Origin of the sequence: Lonsdalea britannica, from assembly GCF_002111595.1 — a bacterium.
In the GTDB taxonomy this organism is placed as follows: Bacteria; Pseudomonadota; Gammaproteobacteria; order Enterobacterales; family Enterobacteriaceae; genus Lonsdalea; species Lonsdalea britannica.
This window is the reverse complement of the sequence record NZ_LUTN01000007.1, coordinates 1-22,733: the sequence shown is the minus strand read 5'-3', so window position 1 is coordinate 22,733 and position 22,733 is coordinate 1. Positions and strand designations below refer to the sequence as shown.

Below are 22,733 nucleotides of genomic sequence, written 5' to 3'. Positions count from 1 at the left end.
TATAAAATAAAAATATAGCTCAATCGATAAGCTTTACGCCTATTTTATATTCATCTCATTATGTCATTAATCCCCTCCACCAGTCGCCAGCCGACTCCGTTAATTAATTTATAAAAAATACAGACCAAATGAATACCAGTACGTGAGTCATGAAATATTCATAATCAGATGTTTATATTTAAAATATATCGGTTAACATTGGCGCCCACCGGACGGAACCGGGTGCTTAAATAGCACACCCAGCAATATCATCATCAATAATATTGATAGCCACAGGAGCGCCGTTTATAAGATTGAATCAACCGCAGAATTACGCCTAAAAATCATTATTGATCATACGGACAAGCCGTTAATTAACGACCTTCACAGACGTTTTTATCTTTCCTGATTCATTCGAATTACAGGAAGGCGGTTCTTTGCACTTATGGCCGTATATGGATATGCCCTTCGCGAGAGGGCTGTGCCGTAAAGCAGGCTGTTTATCCAAGTCAGATTTATGTTTTATAAATTATCCATGAGGGGAACCAATGCTGACACAGCCAAACACTCGAAACATTCTTGTTTGCCTCATCAGCCAGGATGAAAAACTTATTCTGGATGTAAACCTGGTCCTAGATAATATCAACTCATTATTGAATGAGCATAACGGCACGTCACCTTGTCAATCGCCCCCTGCTGGCGATGATATGTTTTATCACCAGATGCTCGAACAGGCTCGTCACTATTTTTCACAGCATCAGGCTAAGAATATCAGTCTGACACTCACCTGTTTCAACACCGTCGCCACGGCCCTTGAATCGCAGGCCGCGAACCCGCAACCGCAGAGCCCGATCGAATGTGTTTTGTTAGACGCCAGAGACAAAGAGCCTGAAGAGGAAGATCCCTTTCTGCCGTTCATCAACAGCCAGCCCGACGCGCTTTTTTCTCCCTATTCAACGATGCTGTTATGCCGCGAAGATGCGCTGGGGAAGTGGATGAACCGATCGGGAAGCCGCAAGCAGGTGCGCGTCCTGCATTCCCATCCCTGGCATCGTCGCGCCGATATTTTGCGATTGATTCTGGACCATCTGGAACACGCCTATTTCAGCCGGATTCTTATGCGCACCTACCAAAATGGGAACGAGCCCGGGACGCTGGCGAAAACGATACATCGCCACATGACCGCGCGTTGGGGCGATCGGTGGGATTTCCACTATTTCACGGGATCGATGGTCGGCCGGTTCATCAACTCAATGAAGGCGTTGATGGACGGTTCAGACCCACGTTGTCTCACCGGCAACAATGAACATTCTCTTGCCGTTAGCGCGCTGGCAGGCTGGCAGCTGTATGGCCGCGCTTATGTGATAGCGATGACCTCCGGCATGATAGACGAAATGCGCGGCACTCTGGCAAACCTCAAACACGCGGGCGCGCCGGGCATGATTGTTTGCGCGGAATCCCTGCCCACCGTCTGGTATCCGTTTCAGGGAACGCTGGACGCCGCTAATGACGGCCATGCGGTGATCGCCGCCCGGGGCCTATGGCACTGTTTCATCAGCACCCCTGAGAATTTAGTCACCGGCATTCAGGGCGCCTTCCAGTCTCTTGATCGTCAACCGGCGCCCACCTTTGTCCTGGCGACGCAAACCCTGCTGGAGTCGCAGTTGGATGAACCCGAGATCCCGCCGCCACCTGCGCGTATCGGGACAACGCTTTCCGCCGATCAGCGCGAGCGCCTGAATCAGGCGATCGCGGCGATCAATCACGATCGCGCCCGGATACTGTGGCACTGCGACCTGATCACCGAAGAAGAACGAACACGCGTACTGCGTTTAACAGCGAAAGCCGGCATCGGGTTGGTCGACAGCATTATTCATCCCGGTAGCGTACCGGCTTACCGGAAAGGCGAACCCGTACAGAACTACCTGGGAACGCTATCCATGTACGGCTTTAACCGTGCAACCTACGAGTTTCTGGAAACGCCGCCTCAGCAGGGAGAAGGCAAGCCCTGGCTCTTTTTCCTTAACAGCAGGATTGAGCAATCGGCCACGCCCTATTCCGCCATCAAGCTCAAACGCAATTTCAACGTTGTGCAGGTGACCCGTGATGCGTCGCATCTGTCTCCGTTCACCCATCTGGCCCTCGATATGGGGTTGACGGATTTTCTGGACTATTTAGAACCCCGTCTGGAGGTCGATCCCGAGGTGCTGACCACTCGTCTCGCCTTGCTGGAGCGTTTGCGGAGCCTACCGGCCGCCCTGCCCAGCGAGAGCATCGAAACGATGCCGATGACGCCAAATTACTTCTTTACTCAGCTGAGTCTGCTGCTGACCGACCTGATCCAACAGCAAGGGTATCGCTATACCGGCGTATACGATGTGGGCCGTTGCAGCCTGTCGGCGATCCGCAATGTAGTGCGCACCGACCACGGTTTCTCCGGTTGGTATGGTCGCGCCCTGATGGGGGATGGCCTGATGTCCCTGCCCTATATCGCGCTGAACAACGAACACAACCTGTTGGCCTTTATCGGCGATGGCGCGCGCGCGCTGGTCCCGGACATCGAACAGCGGTTGATCATGTCGTCGGCGAAAGGGCTGCTCAAGCGCGGCGGCAACGTCACCATTTTCTATCTGACCAATGGCGGGCTTTCCATGATCCAAAGCTATCTGGACAAGCGCTATATGCCGAGCCGGTATCAGCAGGTCGATATTCCTATGGCCGAGACAAAAGACATCCCCGATGACAGCACGATTCATGGCGTCAACGTTCACCGCCGAACACTGCGCCAATTTTGCCCCACCACGTTGCGTGAAGCGTTAACCGCGCCGGGTCGCATCAACGTCTTTGATGTCTGGCTTGGACACAACTCCGAAGGGGATGGCCTGAGCCTGACCTCAGAAGACTTTTGGAGCCGTCGACCTATCGCCAATGGAGAAATACAATGAAATTCGGTTTTATCGCTCACCCTACGTCTAAAGAACTGCTGCATCAGGTCAAAATGCTCGATATGACGGGCCGTATGCTGGAAGAGCAGGCTAACGGCTACGACCCGGCGCTTTGGCGTCAGCGCAATCTGGTTCCTTTCGTCGAATTCACCCGCATCGTCAGCGCCTGCGGTGCGCAGTGCGAAGGTATCTTGCAGTTCATGCCGTTAACAGCCGAACAGATGCTGAGTCAGCGAGGCGCATCGCCGAGCGGGTGGTGGAAGGCGTCAACGCGCTTAAAAACGAAGGGGCTGAACTGGTCGGTCTAGGGGGCTTTACCTCCATCGTCGGCAACCGCGGCCAACAGACGTTGGAACGCACGCAGGTTCCGGTGACAACCGGTAACTCACTCACGGCCTACGCGACCTATATGAATCTGCTAGAGGTGCTGTCCGCCCTCAATATTTCTCCTGAGCAGGCGGAAGTCGCCATTTTGGGCTATCCCGGTTCGATCGGTTTGGCCGTCGCCCGACTGCTGGCGCCAAAGGGATGCCGATTACATCTGGTACATCGGGACGAAAGGCAGCAGCCGGCCGTTCTGCTAGATTACTTACCGGCGTCGTTTCACCGGCAAGTCACGCTGTACCCCAGCGTGGAAGCCTGTTACGACAAAATCAAACTGTTCGTAGCCGCGACCTCCAGCGGAAATGTGATTGATCCGCAGCGACTGATGCCGGGCAGCGTGATTATCGATGCTGCGCTGCCTAAAGATACGCAGCCCGGCTGGGAGAAACGGGACGATATTTTGGTGATTGACGGCGGTCTGGTCTCCGCGAGCGACGCCGTCAGTTTTGGCGCGATGGCGTTAGGGCTCGACCCGAAACGCAACCTCAACGGCTGCCTCGCCGAAACCATCCTTCTTTCTCTGGAAAAACGCGCGGAGCCCTTTTCGCTCGGCCGTGAATTGCCCGTCGAACGGGTTCTGGAGATCGGCCGTATTGCGGAGCGGCATGGCTTCTTTCCCCGTCCGCTGACCAGCCTGGGCGAAACGGTCAGTGAAGCGACCTTCCATACATTACGGCGATTCCACGGAGGTCAGCCGCTTGCCGCCGTCGGCAGCGGAGAAGAGGACGCTCAACACCTTCGCGCAGAAGTCCTGCGTTGCTTCGGTGAACACATCAATCCGGTGTTGCGAGAGTTCTATGAGTTTAATCACGTCGAACGGGTGTTCAATCACGGCGAAGGATGCTGGCTCACCGACTTGGACGGCCGCCGCTATCTGGACTTTCTGGCGGGATACGGTTGCCTGAATACCGGACACAACCATCCAGGCGTGACCGCCAAACTCCAGGAGTACCTTACGCAGCAACACCCCACCTTCGTGCAATATTTGTCCGCGCCGTTGCATGCCAGCCTCCTGGCTAAAAGGCTGTCTCAAATCACGCCGGGAGAACTGGAGCGCGTGTTCCTCAGCAACTCGGGAACCGAAGCCGTCGAGGCGGCGTTAAAGCTGGCGATGGCCGCCAGCGATAAGCCCACGCTGCTGTATTGCGCCAACGGTTATCACGGCAAGACGCTGGGGGCGCTGTCGGTTACCGGCCGTGAGAAACATCGTACGGTATTCAAACCGCTGTTGTCCCGCTGCGAGGAAATTCCGTTCGGCGATATCGACGCGCTGCAAGCCCGATTGCAAAAAGGCGATGTGATGGGCTTCATCATGGAGCCGATTCAGGGCGAAGGCGGCGTCATTATGCCGCCGGAAGGCTATCTTTCCGCCGTAAGGGCGCTGTGTTCAGAGCATGAATGCTTGTGGATTCTCGATGAAATTCAGACCGGCCTTGGCCGAACCGGCAAGATGTTCGCCTGTCAGTGGGAGGAGGTATCGCCGGATATCATGGTGCTGTCCAAATCGCTTTCCGGAGGATCGTGCCTATCGGCGCGACGTTATCATCGAAAGCGGTCTGGCAGCGAGCCTACGGCAATATCGATCGCTTTGCGCTGCACACTTCGACATTCGGCGGCGGCAATTTCGCGGCGGCGGCGGCACTGGCTTCGCTGGATGTCATTGAACAAGAGGACCTCCCCGGCAATGCCCGTCAGGTCGGCGCTTATTTGCGGCAGGGGCTGGATGATCTGGCTCGCAAGCACTACTTCATCAAAGAAGTCCGCGGACGAGGCATGATGCTGGCCGTTGAATTCCAGAATGATGTTTCAGGCGGGATTGAGGCGTTCGTTCGGGAAATGACCAGCCGACTCCCGGCCAAAGCCGCAGCCACCTACCGGATGATGCCCATGAAAGCCCGCGAACATCTGGAAGCGGCGATGGAGGAGATGGAATCCACGATGGCGGATATGTTCGTGCTGCGCATCATGACCAAACTCTCACAGGAACATCATATCCTGACCTTCGTGACGGCCAACAACAACCGGGTCATGCGCATTCAGCCTCCGCTGATTTTGTCGCTGGATCAGGCCGAACGGTTCATCAACGCGCTGGGTCAGGTCTGTGAAGACCTCTCGACTTTTGAAGCCTAACGCACTCATTCGATAGGGTTCTGTCCCAACTAGGCTAGCCTCTCCGCACTGGCGCATCCCGCGCTGGTGCGGCGTTTGTACGTTACGGGCAGCGGTGTAAGCGTATATCTGGAGGTGTTTGCGGAAAAAACAGGATGGGCGTTATCAATCGAGGAGGCTTAGCCAATCATTCGGATCGTTTATAACACTGGAGTCTTACGCATGTTGAAACACGACGGTGGAATTGTTGAGAATATTTGGTGTGGTTTTTTGAATATCAACAGAGCAGTGCTGCTTGTTGTATGAGACATCTACAGAGCTGGATAGCTGCCTATAGATTAAAGAAATTGGAGCGGGAAACGAGACTCGAACTCGCGACCCCGACCTTGGCAAGGTCGTGCTCTACCAACTGAGCTATTCCCGCGTCGCAACTGACTTTCACTGGGGGTAAAATGTGAAGTCATTCGATAAATAAAACTCTCAATCCGTTGATTAATCAGCGTTTTATCTATGTCTTCCGAAGAAGTGGGCGCATTATGTCGCTCTTTGCGGATGATGGCAAGCCCTTTTTTAACAGAACAGACGAGAATCGGTTTATCTGCTCATTAGAGCATCAAGTTGCCCCTTTTGGCGGCTATTCCCAGCGGAGACGAGGGATCACCCCACGCGTGACGAAAGACGATCGTGACGGCATCCTCTTGCCTTTGGGCTTTCCTTCCCATACCTCAACGCCCACTCAGCATCTCATGATCGGGAGCCCCCACCGAGCCGGGTTTTGCATAATGAAGGACATTAGAATCAGAGAATCGATTGCTCTCTGCCTATCGCCGCTTTTTTACTCAATTGCGCTAGCCAGACTTTGGGCATCTCAGTAGACTGACTTTCCACCGCGCTATCGAATGCCAAGCGACCGTGGCGCATCACACTGAGGCTTTGTTTACGTTTTAGTTTACGCTTCCGCCTACCGCTTTTCTTACCGTCACGCGACACGCTGCGGAACAAAGCCTATAGCCGACAGTCATCAATGGGATGGATGAGGAATATCTGACATGACTCACGCGTCTGCTGCCGGGACGACCCCGGTAAAAGAAGATGAACCTGCGCTTTATCGAAAAATCATTTGGAAACTCATCCCTTTTCTTTGTTTCTGCTATTTGACCGCCTATCTGGACCGTATTAACGTCGGCTTCGCCAAGCTGCAAATGGTGGAAGATTTACACTTCAGCGAAACTGCCTTCGGGCTCGGTGCCGGACTGTTTTTCGTCGGCTATATCCTGTTTGAGGTTCCCAGCAACCTGATGCTGGAGAAGATCGGCGCCAGGATCTGGATCGCCCGCATCATGATCTCGTGGGGCCTGTTATCGACCTGCACACTGCTGGTGACTACGCCGGAGCAGTTCTACATCCTGCGTTTTCTCCTCGGTGCCGCCGAGGCCGGCTTCCTGCCGGGCGTGCTTTATTATCTGACCCAGTGGTTTCCTTCCCAGCGCCGCGGCCGGGTCATTGCCTTGTTTATGATCGGGCTGCCCCTGTCGAGCATCGTCGGCGGACCGCTGTCCGGCTGGATCATGATCCATTTCGATCAGCTCCACGGTCTGCGTGGGTGGCAATGGCTGTTCTTGCTGGAAGGGCTGCCCACTATTCTGCTGGGCATCCTGACGCTGCGGGTGCTACCCAGCAGCTATCGGCAGGCCAACTGGCTCAATGAGCAAGAGAAAACGCAGATTGCGCTCGCGCTTAAACAAGACGAGGCCGAGAGTGGCCATTCTCATCACCGTTTCCGGGAAGGCTTTTTCAATCTGAAGGTATGGATGCTGGGCGGCATCGATTTTTCGATTTTGCTAAGCGCCTACGCCCTGGGATTCTGGATGCCGACGCTCATCAGGCAAGCGGGCGTCGCCGATCCCTTCCATATCGGACTGTTGACCGCGCTCCCCAGTCTGGCTGCGCTGTTGGGAATGCTGGTGATTGGCGCGAGTTCAGATCGCCGACGTGAACGCCGCTGGCACATCATCGTCCCTTTTGTCATCGGCGCCATCGCCATGGCGTCCAGTACGTTCTTCGCCGACAACGTCATTGCCACGGTCCTACTTTTTGCCATCGCACAGGCCACCATTATCGGTGCGGTGCCGGTCTTTTTCAGCCTGCCCGCCACCTTCCTCACTGGCACCGCCGCGGCTACGGGGTTCGCCCTCGCCTGCTCTCTGGCGAACATTGCCGGTTTGGTGAGTAACTCGCTGATGGGATTTGCTCTGGATCTGACCGGAAGCAGCGCGGGTGCGCTGTGGTTTTTCGCCGCTTGCCTGCTGGCAAGTTCTCTGCTGGTGATTGCCCTGCCCGCCAAAATAGTTAACCGATAAGATTGTGACAAAAAGGCCGCATCAAGCGGCCTTTCTCTTTGACGATCTCACGACGAATCGGACTCTTTGTATTACGAACGCACGACACAATTTGCCGGGCGGGCCGATATGGATTGGATGCTCAGTCCTGACGACAGAGGAGCATACCGGCCCTCACCTTGGCGTGCGACGGCCGCTGACCGCCGCCGTGACCGACCTTTTTCGTCAGGCCAACTTGTAAGAGTTGGCGCCAGTGCCGGCCAGATTGCCGCCGTCGACAATCAGATACTCCTGACGGATCGGCTTCCCTTCGAGGAAGTTTTGCAGAATTTCCAGCGTCCCTGCCGCATAGCGCGCCTGCGCGGACAGCGAGGTTCCGGAAATATGCGGCGTCATTCCTTGATGCGGCATGCGGCGCCATGGGTGGTCGACCGGCGCAGGTTGCGGGAACCAGACGTCGCCGCCGTAGCCTGCCAGCTGGCCCGACTCCAACGCGCGCGCAATCGCATCGCGATCGCAGAGCGCACCACGAGCGGTGTTGATCAAATAGGCCCCGCGTTTGAACTGAGACAGGAAGGCTTCGTTGACGAATCCCTGCGTCGAGGGATACAGCGGGGTTTGCAGGTTAACCACATCACAGACTTTAACCAGCGATTCCGGGGTTTCGTGGTAGGTTAAGCCAAGCTCATGTTCGACCTCTTGCGACAGACGATGAGGATCGTAGTAGTGCAGCTTCATATCGAAAGGTTTCAGACGGCGCAGCGCCGCCAGACCGATACGCCCGGCGCCCAGCGTCCCGAACTGCATTCCCTCGACATCATAGCTGCGCGCCACGCAGTCCGCGATATTCCAACCGCCGTTGTTGGCGATTTGGTGCGAAGGCAGGTAGTTGCGAACCAGGGCCAGCACCGTCATCACCACGTGCTCCGCCACGCTGATGGAGTTGGAGAAGGTCACTTCTGCCACGGTGATGCCGCGTTCGGCGGCGGCTTTGAGATCGACATGGTCGGAGCCGATACCCGCCGTCAACGCCAGTTTCAGTTTTTTCGCTTTGGCAATACGTTCAGCCGTCAGGTAAGCGGGCCAGAACGGTTGGGAAATGACGACATCGGCATCCGGTAAATGACGATCAAACACGGAGTCAGCGCCTTCCTTATCGCTGGTCACAATCAGCTCATGCCCCTGACTTTCCAGATAGCGACGCAACCCGAGTTCACCCGAGACGCTGCCTACCAGCTCTCCGGGGGTAAAACCTAGTTCACCTGACGGCGTGGGCGCAGTCTGGCCATTCGGGTAGGTCAGAATTTCTGGGATATCGTCGCGGGCATAGACGGGGGGAAAACCGGTTACAGGATCGGGATACAATACGCACAAAATCTTGGACATAGTTATCTCCATAAACCTAAGCAAGTTAATTATATAGCCTTGATTTTAGGCTATAATTTTTGTGACTCGGCCCAGTCTGGGCGCTTAATAATCACGCGTCCAATTGTTTGAAAATATCTCTAAATAGCTCAGCTCTATTTACTGGCTCGATAGATGGATTGGTCGATTTTGCTCTGTAGATCGAACTGCGTGGTCATCCCCCACACCGCATCTAGCAGCGCAGGCGGGTTGTCCTTACGTAGTCGTAGCAGGCTCATTTCCGGTAACGGAGGTGATTCGATGGGATGCGCGACAATACCGTTGGCGATCAGATATTCAGGGATCGCGCTGATGGGAGCAATGCTGCAGGCTTGTCCACTACTCACCATTTCATATAACACGCTCAGCGCGTTGGTTTCGATAATCACTTGAGGCGTCACCCCTGCCTCGCGAAAAGCCTCTTCGATGACCCGCCGGTTTTGCATCTCGTGATTAAACAAACATAGCGGCAACTCACCCACATCGCGCCAACTGAAAGCCTCTCCAGCCGGTGGAACGACTTCGTTGTTGGACAGTAGAAAAAACCGCTCTGCGTAAAGAGACAAAGACTCGTAAATCTCTCCGGCGCTGACATCGGAATACGCGATACCCAAATGCAGATCCTGATTTTTCAACCGATTCAGAATATCGCGCGTACTCAGGGAAAAGACTTTCAAATTCAGCCGGGGAATGACGCGGCGATACTCCTTAATCAGCGTAGAAACCGCCCTCATCGCGGAGGGTACGGCGCCGATAACCAAATTCCCCCCGGCCACGGCTTGCGCCAGAGCGGCCTCCTGCTTCAAACCGTCCAGGGAGGACAGCGTTTTTCTCGCCCAGTCCAGCACGCGCTCCCCTTCCGGCGTAAAACCCTGAAAACGCCGTTCGCGCCGAATAATGGTAATGCCCAACTCGCGTTCCATTTGCTGAAGGGCAACGGACAGAGAGGGTTGCGAGACCCAGCAGCTCTCCGCGGCCTGTGCAAAGTGCCGATGTTCAGCCAATGCCACCAGATAATGAAGTTGTCGCAGAAACAAGGTTAACTCCTTTTAGACTAGTGCCTTTCCATAGAAAAAAAGCTTGAGATCAATGAAAACTCTGTGCGCCGACATGCTCCTTTAGCGATTTCATCCAATATCATCGCTAACACTTCACCGCGTCCATCTTTCCTGTATTGATAAGCAAACAAAAAACTCAGCACTGCGCGCCTGTCGGCAACGCGCTTGCCGCCTTGGTTCATCCACCGTGGATCTCTCGTCATCTACGCCGCGGTTTTCTTCCTTTCTCGCGACAAACATAGTCCAGGTTGAAGAAATAGCAGGACAGACCAGCCAAATTGTACAATAGATAGACAACAAGGGGGCAATTCAGCGCAGTGATTGAGCAAATAGTGTCTCGAATGTGGAGAAGGTTTTCGCTTCATCGATAAGTATCAGCGGTGACCGCAGAGGGATAAGGTACGAAAAAGGAATGAGAAGAAAAGGCAGGAGAGCAGATAGGAAGAATGAATCGTTTAGATGAGATAGTTAGCCCTATCTAAAAGGGAAAATGCGTTGTACCAAGAGGTGGTGATGAAAATAAAAATTGTGAGGCCGGTAGAAGACAGATGCAGTTTGCGGAACGATGCGGAGTCGTCTTCTCCGGCCACGGGAAGATAGAGGTTAAATGCACAACGTGATGTAATAGGTCATTCACTGATATTTGTGTAGCAAATACCTTTTTATTGATGCGGCGTTTTTATATTTGAAATTAAACGTATCACCATTAAACTCGCCATCATCTCCCATCAACATTGAATCTTTGCTAATCTCTTCATTGGGAACTAACCTTCCATTGTTAAATGTATACCCATATACCTTATATTGCGTTCCATTAATACTCTCCGCGCGATGAATTTGATGCCACGAAACTAACACAATAACATTTTTTATTCCTTTTAATGTTACAAAAAAGACAGTTTCAATATTAGGTGTATCACCTTCGGTTTCATATCGATCAATTTTGTTGCTTACCCCATTATTATCAAGATATAGACCGAGTGGGTAATCTACACTATATTCTTTTTTGATATAAATATTATAATCTTGGGATATTTGGAATGGTCCCTGAACAAAACCCTGTTCCCCAAACGTATACCCTGGCAACAATAGAATGAATAATAATACGACAACACGCTTTAACATTAGGTCAATCCTCATCTAATTTAAGAAGTCGGGCAACGCTGTTATACCTTTTTCGCCGATTATCATAACCATTTGCCCCCCATTCACAAATTGAGTAACCCCTTAACACAGAATTTCTTTCCCTGCGGAACGCCGTCTTTCATCTTCTGACTTAACCTGCCGCAGACGTCATACTCATAGCGCACATCGCCGCGCTCGACGATACGATCGGCACCATCTTAGCGACCCTGACCTGCCGATACGCCTCAGATACCGACAGCGGTACGCCCGAGGCGGCGATAATTTCCGAGACTTCACACAGGTTCTGTTCGCTGTCATAACCGAACAGTTTCGCCTGACGCCAGCGTCCGCCCACAGCCCGACCTCCTGTGCGCGGTACCCGCTCGCATCGTAGTCGCTGAATATTTCCTGCCCGTTAACACGCTCAGTAAAAAGAGAAGAGACTGAAAACAGGGCGTCACTACACCGAGGGATACGCCCCGCATAACGGCAAGCCCAATCAGCCCTCCGCCATCAACCTTAAAGTCCGCCGGCTATAAAAGTACTGATTTATCAAATGGATATCAGTTACAATCACAGTGGAAAGAGGGAGAATTATTATTGAGATGCAGATCAATTTATAGCAGTTGACCAGACCATAAAACAAAAAACCGGAAAGATCACATAACCACTACCGATTTTTTTCAAAAAACATTACAGATTAAATGGTGTCAACACTGTTTTATCCGGGGACGAATAAAACATTACGAAGCACCCAACACTAATTCCTTCGACACCCAACACTTCAATAAATACGACATTATTATCTAGCTGTATAGTAATTACATCTTCTTCAATGGCAATAACTCTAGAGAAAATCTTATTCATCCCATTTTCAAAGATAATCTTATGGCACGAAAAATCAGAGGGGTAAATATCTTTACCCCATACATACTCAGCATCGAAATCTATTTCAACATCATAACACTCTGATATACAAAACTTATCCCCATTCCATTTAGCAACGCCGCTACCCAATGAAGAGGAAAAAAAAACCTTATCAATGAGTTCTTTTATCAATTTAATTTTCATAGAGTTTATTTCTTAAACGGCACCCGAACTACAAGATTATCAACATTCATAACATTATTCTCAGTATCATGAGTCCATGTCTCTTCATGATAATGATGCTTCGTGGGTTTACTTCCCATCTCATGATTTCCATATCTTATACTCCGTTTCCCATCCGCCGAAACTATTCTATCCGAATCTATTTCACCAGTACGAGGATGTGTATTTGTATGTGGCCCGGGGCCTAAAAACTCATCCCATTTATCAACAGCATCTTCGGGTTTAACCGGTTTCGGTGCATAGGTTTCATTATGATAACCACGCTCTGGAACTTCTTTTCCAGCTTTTTTATCCAACCCAAACGGATCAACCCACTCCAACGGGTTATGCACATACCCCTGCGGCCTCAATCCACCCGCCAGCCCTATCGGGTCCGGCGAGATGTACTGCCCGCTGTCCGCATCATAGTAACGATGCCGGTTGTAGTAAAGTCCCGTTTCCGCGTCGTAGATTTGCCCCTGGTAACGCAGCTCGCAGTACACTTCTTCGTTTGCCGCGTCGCCCAGATAGCGCTTCAGCCCCACCGGTAGCCGGTCTTCACGGTGTCCGTTCCACAGCCCCTGCTCACCGCGCCAGTGGACTTCCCCCGTCTCGCTGCACAGCTCCCGCGCCGTGCCCGCCACGTCCGTCACCACATAGTGCAGTCGGGTCTCTTCTCCCTTGCGCTCCACCTGCGCCAGCGGCCGGAAGCTGCCCGGCTCATACACCCATTGCACTTCCCGCGCCGGGGTGCCATCGGCGTAGTATTGCACCTGTCCCACCAACTGGTCGCCGTCCCACTGGTACTGGACCTTCGACACCGACTGCAACGAGGCCACCTGACCTTCGCGCACCTTGCTGACCCGGCGTCCGAACGCATCGTAGCCATAGCGCCACCGCGCCCCGTCCGGCAGGCTCACCCGCCGCAACCGGTCCTGCGTATCCCACTCGTAGCGCGTTTCTTTCGGTCTGAATCCCGCGCGTACCTCTCGCTTGCGACTTAACCGGCCGCAGGCATCGTACTCATAGCGCACGTCGCCGCGCTCGACGATACGCCCTGCGCCGTCGTAGCGACGCTGGCCCTCCGACACCGCCTGAGATACCGACAGCGGCACGCCCGAGGCGGCGATAATCTCCGAGACTTCACACAGGTTCTGTTCGCTGTCGTAACCGAACAGTTTCGCCTGACGCCAGCGCCCATTGCGACGCTCCGCCGTCACCTGCCCGTTGCCGTTCAGGCGGAAATCCTGCTCGCCCCAGTGAGCGTCTTTTATTCCCACCAGACGGTCCAGCACGTCGTAACGATAGCGGCGCTCCAGATGGTGCGGCTCGCTGCCGCCGCCGTTGACCAGCGTCTGACGCTCCAGCAGCCCGGTCTCGCTCCAGCTCTGCGACAGTGCGAAGCCCGCGCCGTTGCTGCGCAGGCTTTCCTGACCCGCGTCCGTATGGCTGAACGACAACGCCTGATGCGAACCTACGCCCAGCGCCGATAACCGCCCTGATTGCCACTGCTGTTGCAGCGGCGCCAACAACCCATTGACCTGCGCGCGGTAACCGCTCGCATCATAATCGCTGAGTATTTCCTGCCCGTTGACCCGCTCGGAGATGACCTGACCGGAGCGGTTATAAGCGTACTCCACGCAGGCATCGGCGTTGCTGGCGCGCAACAGGCGTCCCGCGATGTCGTAGTCCAGCGTGGTGACGCTTTCCGTCGCCCCTTCAGCGGTGAGGCACTGGACTTCCGTTACCCGTCCCAACGCGTCGTGCGTGTAGCCTTGCTGGCTGCCGTCGGGGGCGGTTCGACACGTTAATCGCCCCGCCACGTCGTAGGCATAGCGATACACGCGTCCGTCATAATGCCGCTCTTCGGAAAGCCGTCCGCACTCGTCAAAAGAGTAAGTCCAGGCGTCGCCGTGACTGTTGGTCACACCGGCGAATTCGGCTTCCGTGTTGTAGTGATAACGGACCGTTGCGCCGAGTGGGTCGGTCGACTCCAACAGATTGTCGAACGCGCCGTACCGGAACTGGTGCTGCTGCCCCAATGCGTCCAACACAGACGTCAGATTGCCTTCCACATCATAACCAAAGTGGGTAGCGCTACCGTCCTCATAGACGACGCGAACGGGTGCTTGCCGTGCGCCTTCATATTCCCAGCGGCGAATCTGAGTCCCTGACTCACGGGCAATATGCCGCTCGGTCAACCGGTCCTGCGCGTCATAGAAAAAACGCACCGCGGGCAGGTTGTCGGTTTCTATAGCGCTAACGAAGCCCTGTGGATTGTAATGATAGCGCTGCAAAACGCCGTCCGGCCCAATCACCGTGGCGAGTAGCCCTTGCTCTGTATAGCTTTGCAGCCACTCGCGGCCTTCTGGATCGTTAACCTCCACGACCTGTCCCTGAGCGTTGCGTTGATACTGCCAGACATGGCCCAGCGGATTGGTGTACGCCAGCAGTTGGCCGTCGTCATCGTAATCGTAGCGATGAACCGCCCCGTCCGGGAGCGTCACGGCCGTTATCTGCCCCCAATCGTTGTGTTCATATTCCGTGCGATTCCCCAGCGGGTCTGTTTCGGCAACCAATAGACTCTGTTGCCACTCGTAGTGAGTTTCACCCCCGTCCGCCGTCCGTTTGCAGAGAATGTAATTGCGTTCATTTCGCGTGTAGCTAACCACGCCGCCAAAGCCGCTGTGATAATGGCTGGTCAGATTCTCATCGTCATATTCGAAACGTCCGGGCCAGAATCCTTCCGACGACCGATCCTGGATTGAGCGACCTTTCTCATCGTAGGTATGTTCCACCCACGTGTGTGCCAGATCGTTCCAACGCAGTAGCCAGCCTTCGGGTGAGTAACGGTAGTCGAAATTACGCCCGTCACCCGCCCGCACGCTGAGCAAGAACCCGTGTTGATCCCAGGTATAACGCGCCAGCGTCTGTAGTGGCTGACGTTGTGCGTCACACAACGTCAGTTGGGTGATACGCCGTTTCTCTGTCTCGACGTGCACCAAACGACGATCGGGCAACTCGATCCAGCGTAATACTCCACGCTCCCATAACAGAGAGATCTCATGGCCGACACGGTCGGTGATCGATGTCAGCAGCAGCCGCTTGCCCATAGCATGTTCAAAGCGATAGCGCAGACCATCACAATGAATCAGAACCAATTGCCCTTGCTGGCGCGAAAGCCGCCATTCTGGATTGGCCTGAGAACGAAGGAATTCACCCTCATCCGGTAAGACAAAAGTGGACTGGTTGAACTCACCGTCCGTGAGCGTAACCACGCCTTGCTCCAGCTCCAGACACATATCCCAGTTGCTGCGCCACAACGCTCCGAGTAAACCCGGCTTACGCTCGCCGCCAGAACGGTAGTAGCGTTTCATGGTCAGAGGCAGTAGGCCGGAAACCTCAAAATCCGTGCGCCAATCCACCACGAAACCGGTCGCCATATCGACCGGTTCCCCCTCTTTGTGGCACTTATTACTATTGGCGTCACATTTCCCTTCTGCCTCGTCCGCTTTTTTCTTTTGAGATGTTTTATCGGGCTTAGGTTCTTTACTACTGCCCGCATTGATGGACTCACTACCTTCAGGAGTGGCATTCGCCTTTTTCTCTGCGGGAGCAGGCTCAGACTTGGCTCCCGAAGAAGCATCTTCGCCAGCGCCTTCAGATTTCTTGGATGTCGGCTTTTTCGATGATGGGACTGTCGAATCACCTGCGGCATTTTCGCTCGCGGGTTTATTCGGCGCGCTTTCTGCCCGAGCGGGCTCTCCGGCCCGGCTTTCAGCATGCGGCGCCGTTTTAGGAGCCTCCGCAGCTTCAGCAACGGAGCCCTTAGAACGTGCGCTTCCCGCTTTGCGGGTGACGACATGGGGAATGAACTCGTCAAATTTACGTTCAATGTAAGCAACCGTATCGCTGAACGTTTTGTATAACTTATCGAGGAAATCGACCATCTTATGAAAACGGTCTTTCATCAGGGCGACAATCCAGCCATCGTCCGCAGACGACTTCAACGCCTTCTGCAACGCCGCCTTCATATCCTCCAACAGTTTTAATGCCTTTTGACCATACACGCTCAACTCAGCACGCATTTTACTGATGCCTTTCACCAGGTTGCCATCCGACAATTTTCGAATGATCTTCATGGCGAACTGAATTTCTTCGGGAGCCACTTTTTTCAACGCTTTCAGAATGGCCTTGCCACTGACCTTCATGGCGTCGCCCAGTCCCGGCACCAGGCCGATCACATTGAGCACGCCTTCAGCCACGTGCAATTTGTCTTCCAGCAACACGGGCTCTTCGTACGTATCCCAGCACCACTCTCCGATAGAGTAGGCATCCATCGCCTGCCCGACAACGGGGATGCAGCCTAAAATAATCTGGCAAAACAGCATGATGGCAGCATTACCGCCTTCACCCTTATCCGCGACCTCTGCTGCCAGACTATGCTGGATTTTATTTACCGCCCGGCGGAGTTCCAGACTGCCCGCATTGATTTTCTCATCCAGCTCCCAAAAGCGATCGTAGGCTTTGCGGTACTCGGGAGGTATAGAGGTAAATAAACCCGCACCGTCCACATCCACGTATCTGTCGCTACTGCTGCTGGCGTCATATTCAACCAGCCCCTGCTTGTGCAAGAGAAGAAATAACGCGAAGTATTCGCCCGCTATCGCTGCATACGCCGGGTTGGACTGCATGACTGGGTTATTTTTGACGGTTTCTTTCGGTTCGAACGTGTCCGAGCCTTCATCCAGCAAAAGATCAAATGTCCCGCAGCCCATGTCATAGATCAGGCACAGGCCATTCTGGTCCGTTTTCCCCTCAATGACGTGCTGATTGCTGTCCGTCAATACAAAGGGCGCATTCGGTACCGGTTTACCCGTGTCATAGTGGTAATAAATGAGGACTTCGCAGCCGCATTTGACGCAGCCCCCAGAGATTTTATTGTCCGTAGAAAAATTCTGACTCGCGGCCTCTTCGCTGGAGAGCAGCGTCGCTGATTTCGTCTGTTCCATAGCACTACGTCCTTTTATGCTTCGCTCTGTTGGCTCACCGCGGCGGCGTAGAGGCGATCCATTTTGTTCTGGGTTCCGATAATTTCCGGTTCCGCCATGACCGTTTGCGCCCAAGCTCGCCGATAAAGTCGGGACTGAGCTCCGTCGCCAGCGCCAGATAGCGCACGATATCGCGGTCGTTGTTAAACCCTTGTAGCTCGGCCTGCTTCACCTGTTCTTGAGTAAATGCCAACAGCACGTCATCGCCTTCGGACTGCCAACGTGGATGGTAGGTGCGCAGGTGAGTCATGTAGGTTTCCAAAGCGTTCTGCGTGGACGGGCCAAGGAGCGCCTGCCATTGGGCGTCGCTGAGTTGGCGGGGCGAAGTATTGGGGATGTCGTGAGACTCACGGTGCGTGAGGGTCAGCACCTTCGACGCGCCACTCCCCGACGCCATGTCGTAGAATCGGGCAATAGGCCGAACAAGGCCGTCGCCTCCTGCGCCGTGCTGGCCGACAGAAGCTGCTTCACTATCAGCCAGTCGCTGATGCGCAAAATGGCATTCTCTCCGTCTGGCATCGCCACCAAACTCCAGTGCCGCAGATGATTGACCAGCTCGACCAGTTGTTGTCCCGGCGTATAGGCCTGCATGAACCACTCAAGCTGAATGCCAATGCCCCACCCATCTCGGGTGCAAAGATACTCTTCCAATTGAGGCCAGTTTTGTGCCGTGACCGGAATGCAATAGGGGGAGATGGACGCATGCTGGCGTCCGGCCTCGCCCCAATACAGCCGGGTGTGTTCCAGACTGCCGCCCCAGCGCTCAGCCAGCCACGGCGCCGCGTCGTTCAGGGCGGCTTCCGCCACGATGAAACACCCGCCTTCATCGATACGTGCCAGCCATCCGTCAGCGTCTTCTTGCGTTTTAGTCAGAAAAGGCGTGGTTAAAGGTGTCGTTGATGTCACTCGGTGACCTCCAATGTGTCAGGCGATAGTCCCCTCATCCAGTCAGGCCGGTGGTAGCGTGCTCGAACCTCTTCCAGATGGCGCGGTTGGGATTTGAATAGCTGAATACATTTTCCCAAAGCGTGGCGCGTGGTCAGATGAATAAAATGAGGATGGTGATAAAACTCGCTGCCGATAATCCAGCGATGCGCAGACCAGGCTTCGCATTCGGCGTCGGTGGCGCGCGGATATAATTTTTTAGCCAGCGCAATACCGCTAATAAAACGTTTTCTCAACAGTTCGATATCTAATAAAAAAAACGTTCTTTCGCTGACATACATAAAAAGCTGATTCGCCAGACAACGCAGCCGATTATCGTGTGTTAAGAGATCAAACTGGCTTTGATTCAGCGATATTTGATAATTGTTCGTTGCCGACATGGATATTTCTTCATCGAGCAAGGGAATATAATCCAAAAACTCGCGATTCTCGGCCGGTAGAAACAGCTGCCGGGCAGGCGCAAGGAAATCCGTTTGCTCCTGCGGGCTGATTGTCGCCCACCATAGCGCCAAGGCATCCGGGCCATAGCTGCGAAACAGCGTCTCCTGCCCGGTGGGTCCACGGCAAACCACGCGTCGTTGCCAATGCTGCACCATCTCATCAAGCGACATGTCGCCAGTCATCAGCAACGTTCCCTGATGGCCGTAGTCCTGGCCCTGGGTCCAATGCAGCAGCGTTTCTCCGCAGTTGCCTTCATCAAGTTCGATAATAAACGGCGCAACTAAGCGTAATGAATCTGGAAATATCGGGGAATCGAGCTGCCGCCATTGATCTTTCGCCGACTGATGAAAGGCTCGCCAATAAACCGGCAGCTCTGGATAACACATCACATCGATAATGGCATACAACGGCGAGGTTTTATTTCGAATAATCTCAAAGAGTCTCAGGCTGTTTTTTTCATTCATCTGATAAACCTGAATCGGAATTAAGGGATAACAATAAAGAATTAATGCTGCGAAATAACGGCGTTATTCCACGCGGTGGCATTTATATTTTTCGTTAGGGAATAAATGAGAATACGCAACTATGTCAGGAGAGGAAAATGTCAGGGAACGAATCTGCTCGTTCCCTGATAATGGTGAGCTATTTAGCCTTGTCCTTTTCCCACTGCGCTCTAACTTCTTTAGGAGAGGGAGGTGGGAACTTAACCCCTTTTTGCTCCAGCGCCTGCTTGACCTTTATCAGCCACGGACGTTGCGGCGCATCTTTGGACATCACCGACTCGCTAAAATGAACATTCCAAGCGAGATCAGCGCCGATATCATCGTAACCCTCAACCGCGGCTCCCTGTTCCATTAACCAGTAGACGATTTCATATTTGTTCAAATAAGCCGCATACAGTGCGCTGTTTCTTTTCTGCATATCTTGCGCATTAATATCTGCTCCGCGCGCCAGTAGAAGTTCTATATCCGCCCAACGCTCTTCACCGATCGCGCTGAATAAAGGAGGTTGTCCGTTACTGCCCAACGTATTCGGGTCGCCCCCAGCATCCAGCATCATCCGTAACCAATCGGGATCTTTAAATCCGGTTACCGTATTGACCGCCGTATCACCATCCCCATCTTTGAAGTTGGGATCGGCACCGAGGGTTAAACTCATCCCCACCGCTTTTTTGTCTCGCGTTTCAATAATAAGCCATTGCAAAGGAGTTATGCCTTCTTTGCCATGAATATTAAGCCTAACGCCCTGAGAAAGCATTTCTCTAGCTTTGCTCTCATCACCCGAGCGAATATTTTCCAATAGCGCAGCGGTAGCCGGGTCAAACAGCTCTTTGGCTTCCATACTCCGTCCTCCTATATTGCAGGCCGTTAACAGACTGGCGATAAAAAGACATCCCCATTTGATACGTTTCAACCAATGCATCACGTCTCCTTAAGCACACTATTGATTGCGCCGATATCCTCTTTCTTCTGCGTTTCAATCCCGGCAATCACCTGATCCATACCGTGACGGGCAATGGGCGATCCGCCCAGTGACGGTAGCGACGACATCTCACCGACGGCTTTCGGTAAAGCGCCTTTGTAAAGCTCCATCATGCCACATGCCGCTCCGACCATCGCTCCCATTGCTCCCCCCCCAAGCAAACCACCGATCAACGAGCCTCCTAACGCTAATAGACCCGGAACCGCCGCCTTGCCATAAGTCTGCGCCATGGTCAGTACTTCGCCATCGACGGCCTGAGTCTTGATCAGCGCGGCCGTCTCCTCCAAAGAGGCTCCCCCAGCGCGGGCGACCGTATTGGCATGTAGGCCCGCAGCATTAAAGGTATAGCCGGGAAGTTTGGTTGCACTAACGCCAGCAGAGGCTAATCCCCCCCCAGAGAGTGGCCCACGAGCTTTATGTTTTCATTTGCATATTCAAATGAGGTGCGTTTCGCTAAATCCATCGCTTGGTTATATGTGGCAGATTCCAAGCCTAAACCTTGTAAACCATTAGTTTTCCAATCCTTAGCACCGGTCACCGAGTTATCAGTACCCCGATAGGTGAGCATCGTTTCGCCATTGATCTCCGACTTAAATAACGCGGCCCCAAATCCGGACTTTTTATTGAAATAAGGGTTATCTTGATTTGACAACATCTGCTCAGGATCCACGATAGACAACCCCACCGGCGGGGCAGGAAGCTCCGTATACTTCCCGCGGCGAAATTCATCCACATCATAGACATACTTCGCCGCCTCTGCGCGCAAAATACTGTCGTTGTTGCCTGCAAGACGCTTGGCAGAGTCTTGCAGGCCCGGCACCGACGACGCCTGTTGCGCCAGCTGTTTACGTGCCGCGTAACGCGCTTTGCGCTGTTCCAGCGTCAACGCTTCCGTTGGCAGCGGTAGCTCAGGCGTCGGCATCCACGACATCAGGCCCTTCCACGGCAGCAGCATAGGCGACAACGCCAGCAGCGGCGATCGCTTGCTGGCCGACTGCTCCGCGCAGGATTTAACCGGGGACTGATGCGGCGTGTCGCCGATGATCACATCCCCGCTACCCGCGGCGACGGAACCACCGCAGCCGATGGCATCCCCCACCCGCGCCGCTGCTTTGCCGTTGATGATGACATTACTGGATCCTGCAGAGATCGACCGGGGATGTAAGGCATGCGGCATGGTGGGACAAGGGCAAGCGTGCAACAGCACCATATCGCCCTTACGGGCGGCAGGTTTGCCGTTGATGATCACATCGCTGCTTCCCTGAATAATCGGCGTGGCGGGGAAACAGCCATGCCCGGAGCAGCTGTCGCCTAAACGTGCGGCACTTGGCATGTTATCTCCTTATCGACGATCCGGCGCATCCGGCAGCGTGGGTTTATTCGGCGCATCCGGTTCGACAGAAGATGGCGCTACCCCGGTTCCTGGTGAGCCGCCGTCGTTGATCTTGACGATCGTTCCCGAGATGGTCACGCCAGCGCTGTCGATTTTGATAAAGCCGCCGGACGATTTGATCGTCAAGGCCTGACCCGCTTCCAGCACGATATCCGCCGCCTTGAGGTAGCTATCAGTGTTCACCACCGTGCGCTGGTGCGCGCCGATCAGCGTTTCTTCCGAACCGCCGATCGTTGACTGTCGGCTACCCGCGATCTTGGTGATCTCGCCGCCGCCGATCAGCCGTTTGAGGGACTGGCCGATCTGCTGTATGAAATTACGCCCGATCGCCTGATGATGATCTTGCCCGATCTGTTCAAAGTCATCCTGACCGATGGTTCGGTGACGGTGACGCTCAACCCGCTGGTATTGATCCTGCGCTACGCTCAGGTGCTGATCCAGCCCTACGCTTTGGCGATGAATGTGGTTGATCACCGTATCCGCATCCTTTTGCGCATGAACGTAAATTTGTTCACGCGACACTTCATCTTCGAAGCGCAACTCATTAAAACCGGTGCCTTTATGCGTATCGGTGCGCAGCGTGGTACGCGTTTTATGCTCCGGCAAAACGTAAGGCGTCGGGTTAGTCGCGTGAAAGGTTCTTCCCGTCACCAGCGGCTGGTCCGGGTCACCTTCCAGAAAACTCACCACCACTTCATGGCCGATGCGCGGAATGGCCACCATGCCGTACTGACCGCCCGCCCAGCCCTGACTCACCCGTACCCAGCAGGAGCTCTGGTCGTCGCTCGCGCCGTAACGGTCCCATGGGAACTGCAGCTTCACCCGACCGTATTCATCGCAATAAATCTCCTCGCCTGATGGGCCAACCACCGTCGCGATTTGCGGACCGTCTACCATCGGGCGGTGCGGCATCGCGGGTCGCCACGTGGTGCTGGCCTTGACCACGCCGAAGGTGTTACTGAGCGTGGTCGGCTCGCCGCCGCCTTCCT

At 54.0% G+C, this 22,733-nt stretch carries 15 protein-coding genes, 1 tRNA gene and 2 pseudogenes; 5 read left to right on the top strand and 13 right to left on the bottom strand.

What is annotated here, in order from left to right:
- Positions 1-686: 686 nt before the first annotated feature.
- From AU509_RS07585 to AU509_RS18580, 4 genes and pseudogenes are all read left to right on the top strand, one after another.
- Positions 687-2,924, top strand: coding sequence for a hypothetical protein (locus AU509_RS07585; protein WP_208640024.1), 2,238 nt, complete (start codon positions 687-689; stop codon positions 2,922-2,924).
- Complete coding sequence (locus tag AU509_RS18590; protein WP_254901542.1) at positions 2,921-3,232, top strand: hypothetical protein; 312 nt, start codon at positions 2,921-2,923, stop codon at positions 3,230-3,232. The genes AU509_RS07585 and AU509_RS18590 overlap by 4 nt, the downstream gene beginning before the upstream one ends.
- A 101-nt stretch (positions 3,233-3,333) precedes the next feature.
- A pseudogene (locus tag AU509_RS18585) lies at positions 3,334-4,782 on the top strand (aminotransferase class III-fold pyridoxal phosphate-dependent enzyme); the annotation flags it as partial.
- Positions 4,773-5,438: an aminotransferase class III-fold pyridoxal phosphate-dependent enzyme gene (locus tag AU509_RS18580; protein ID WP_322788435.1), complete on the top strand. Its 666-nt coding sequence runs from the start codon at positions 4,773-4,775 to the stop codon at positions 5,436-5,438. The pseudogene AU509_RS18585 and the gene AU509_RS18580, both read left to right, overlap by 10 nt.
- Positions 5,439-5,765: 327 nt before the next feature.
- On the opposite strand, the gene AU509_RS07575 is transcribed toward AU509_RS18580, so the two are convergent.
- A tRNA-Gly gene (locus tag AU509_RS07575) sits at positions 5,766-5,841 on the bottom strand.
- Between the two features lie 625 nt (positions 5,842-6,466).
- Between AU509_RS07575 and AU509_RS07570 the strand changes: the two genes are divergently transcribed.
- Entirely contained in the window at positions 6,467-7,777 is a 1,311-nt protein-coding gene (locus AU509_RS07570; protein WP_094118054.1) for an MFS transporter, read from the top strand.
- Positions 7,778-7,981: 204 nt separating this feature from the next.
- Here the strand turns inward: AU509_RS07570 and AU509_RS07565 are convergent, their stop codons facing one another.
- From AU509_RS07565 to AU509_RS07505, 12 genes and pseudogenes are all read right to left on the bottom strand, one after another.
- Complete coding sequence (locus AU509_RS07565) at positions 7,982-9,142, bottom strand: NAD-dependent formate dehydrogenase (RefSeq protein ID WP_094118053.1); 1,161 nt, start codon at positions 9,140-9,142, stop codon at positions 7,982-7,984.
- A 134-nt stretch (positions 9,143-9,276) separates the two neighbouring features.
- Positions 9,277-10,197: a LysR family transcriptional regulator gene (locus AU509_RS07560; RefSeq protein WP_094118052.1), complete on the bottom strand. Its 921-nt coding sequence runs from the start codon at positions 10,195-10,197 to the stop codon at positions 9,277-9,279.
- Positions 10,198-10,851: 654 nt separating this feature from the next.
- A complete protein-coding gene (locus AU509_RS07550; protein ID WP_094118050.1) occupies positions 10,852-11,343 on the bottom strand; it encodes a hypothetical protein in 492 nt (163 codons plus the stop codon).
- Between the two features lie 151 nt (positions 11,344-11,494).
- Entirely contained in the window at positions 11,495-11,698 is a 204-nt protein-coding gene (locus AU509_RS07545; protein ID WP_094102298.1) for a hypothetical protein, read from the bottom strand.
- Positions 11,699-12,036: 338 nt separating this feature from the next.
- Positions 12,037-12,414, bottom strand: a complete 378-nt coding sequence (locus AU509_RS07535; RefSeq protein WP_094102297.1) for a hypothetical protein — start codon at positions 12,412-12,414, stop codon at positions 12,037-12,039.
- 5 nt (positions 12,415-12,419) lie between these two features.
- Positions 12,420-17,444 (bottom strand): RHS repeat-associated core domain-containing protein, encoded by a 5,025-nt coding sequence (locus AU509_RS07530; protein WP_094118049.1) that lies wholly within the window; start codon positions 17,442-17,444, stop codon positions 12,420-12,422.
- 34 nt (positions 17,445-17,478) lie between these two features.
- Positions 17,479-17,853: a hypothetical protein gene (locus AU509_RS18575; RefSeq protein WP_254901540.1), complete on the bottom strand. Its 375-nt coding sequence runs from the start codon at positions 17,851-17,853 to the stop codon at positions 17,479-17,481.
- Positions 17,847-18,389: a DUF4123 domain-containing protein gene (locus tag AU509_RS18570; protein ID WP_254901539.1), complete on the bottom strand. Its 543-nt coding sequence runs from the start codon at positions 18,387-18,389 to the stop codon at positions 17,847-17,849. Before AU509_RS18570 ends, AU509_RS18575 begins: the two co-directional genes overlap by 7 nt.
- Positions 18,386-19,333, bottom strand: coding sequence for a DUF4123 domain-containing protein (locus tag AU509_RS07520; protein WP_094118048.1), 948 nt, complete (start codon positions 19,331-19,333; stop codon positions 18,386-18,388). Before AU509_RS07520 ends, AU509_RS18570 begins: the two co-directional genes overlap by 4 nt.
- 178 nt (positions 19,334-19,511) lie before the next feature.
- Positions 19,512-20,291, bottom strand: coding sequence for an ankyrin repeat domain-containing protein (locus AU509_RS07515; RefSeq protein ID WP_094118047.1), 780 nt, complete (start codon positions 20,289-20,291; stop codon positions 19,512-19,514).
- Positions 20,291-21,684 (bottom strand): annotated as a pseudogene (locus AU509_RS07510) (PAAR domain-containing protein). Before AU509_RS07510 ends, AU509_RS07515 begins: the two are co-directional and overlap by 1 nt.
- A gap of 9 nt (positions 21,685-21,693) precedes the next feature.
- The coding region (locus tag AU509_RS07505; RefSeq protein WP_139824031.1) for a type VI secretion system Vgr family protein at positions 21,694-22,733 on the bottom strand (1,040 nt) is incomplete at its 5' end.

What these genes read in the sequence shown, in the direction of transcription:
- AU509_RS07530 (WP_094118049.1), bottom strand. Translation starts at nt 17,444, where the DNA reads ATGGAACAGACGAAATCAGCGACGCTGCTCTCCAGCGAAGAGGCCGCG.
- AU509_RS07570 (WP_094118054.1), top strand. Translation starts at nt 6,467, where the DNA reads ATGACTCACGCGTCTGCTGCCGGGACGACCCCGGTAAAAGAAGATGAA.
- AU509_RS07585 (WP_208640024.1), top strand. Translation starts at nt 687, where the DNA reads ATGTTTTATCACCAGATGCTCGAACAGGCTCGTCACTATTTTTCACAG.
- AU509_RS07520 (WP_094118048.1), bottom strand. Translation starts at nt 19,333, where the DNA reads ATGAATGAAAAAAACAGCCTGAGACTCTTTGAGATTATTCGAAATAAA.
- AU509_RS07535 (WP_094102297.1), bottom strand. Translation starts at nt 12,414, where the DNA reads ATGAAAATTAAATTGATAAAAGAACTCATTGATAAGGTTTTTTTTTCC.
- AU509_RS07515 (WP_094118047.1), bottom strand. Translation starts at nt 20,291, where the DNA reads ATGCATTGGTTGAAACGTATCAAATGGGGATGTCTTTTTATCGCCAGT.
- AU509_RS07565 (WP_094118053.1), bottom strand. Translation starts at nt 9,142, where the DNA reads ATGTCCAAGATTTTGTGCGTATTGTATCCCGATCCTGTAACCGGTTTT.
- AU509_RS07550 (WP_094118050.1), bottom strand. Translation starts at nt 11,343, where the DNA reads ATGTTAAAGCGTGTTGTCGTATTATTATTCATTCTATTGTTGCCAGGG.
- AU509_RS18590 (WP_254901542.1), top strand. Translation starts at nt 2,921, where the DNA reads ATGAAATTCGGTTTTATCGCTCACCCTACGTCTAAAGAACTGCTGCAT.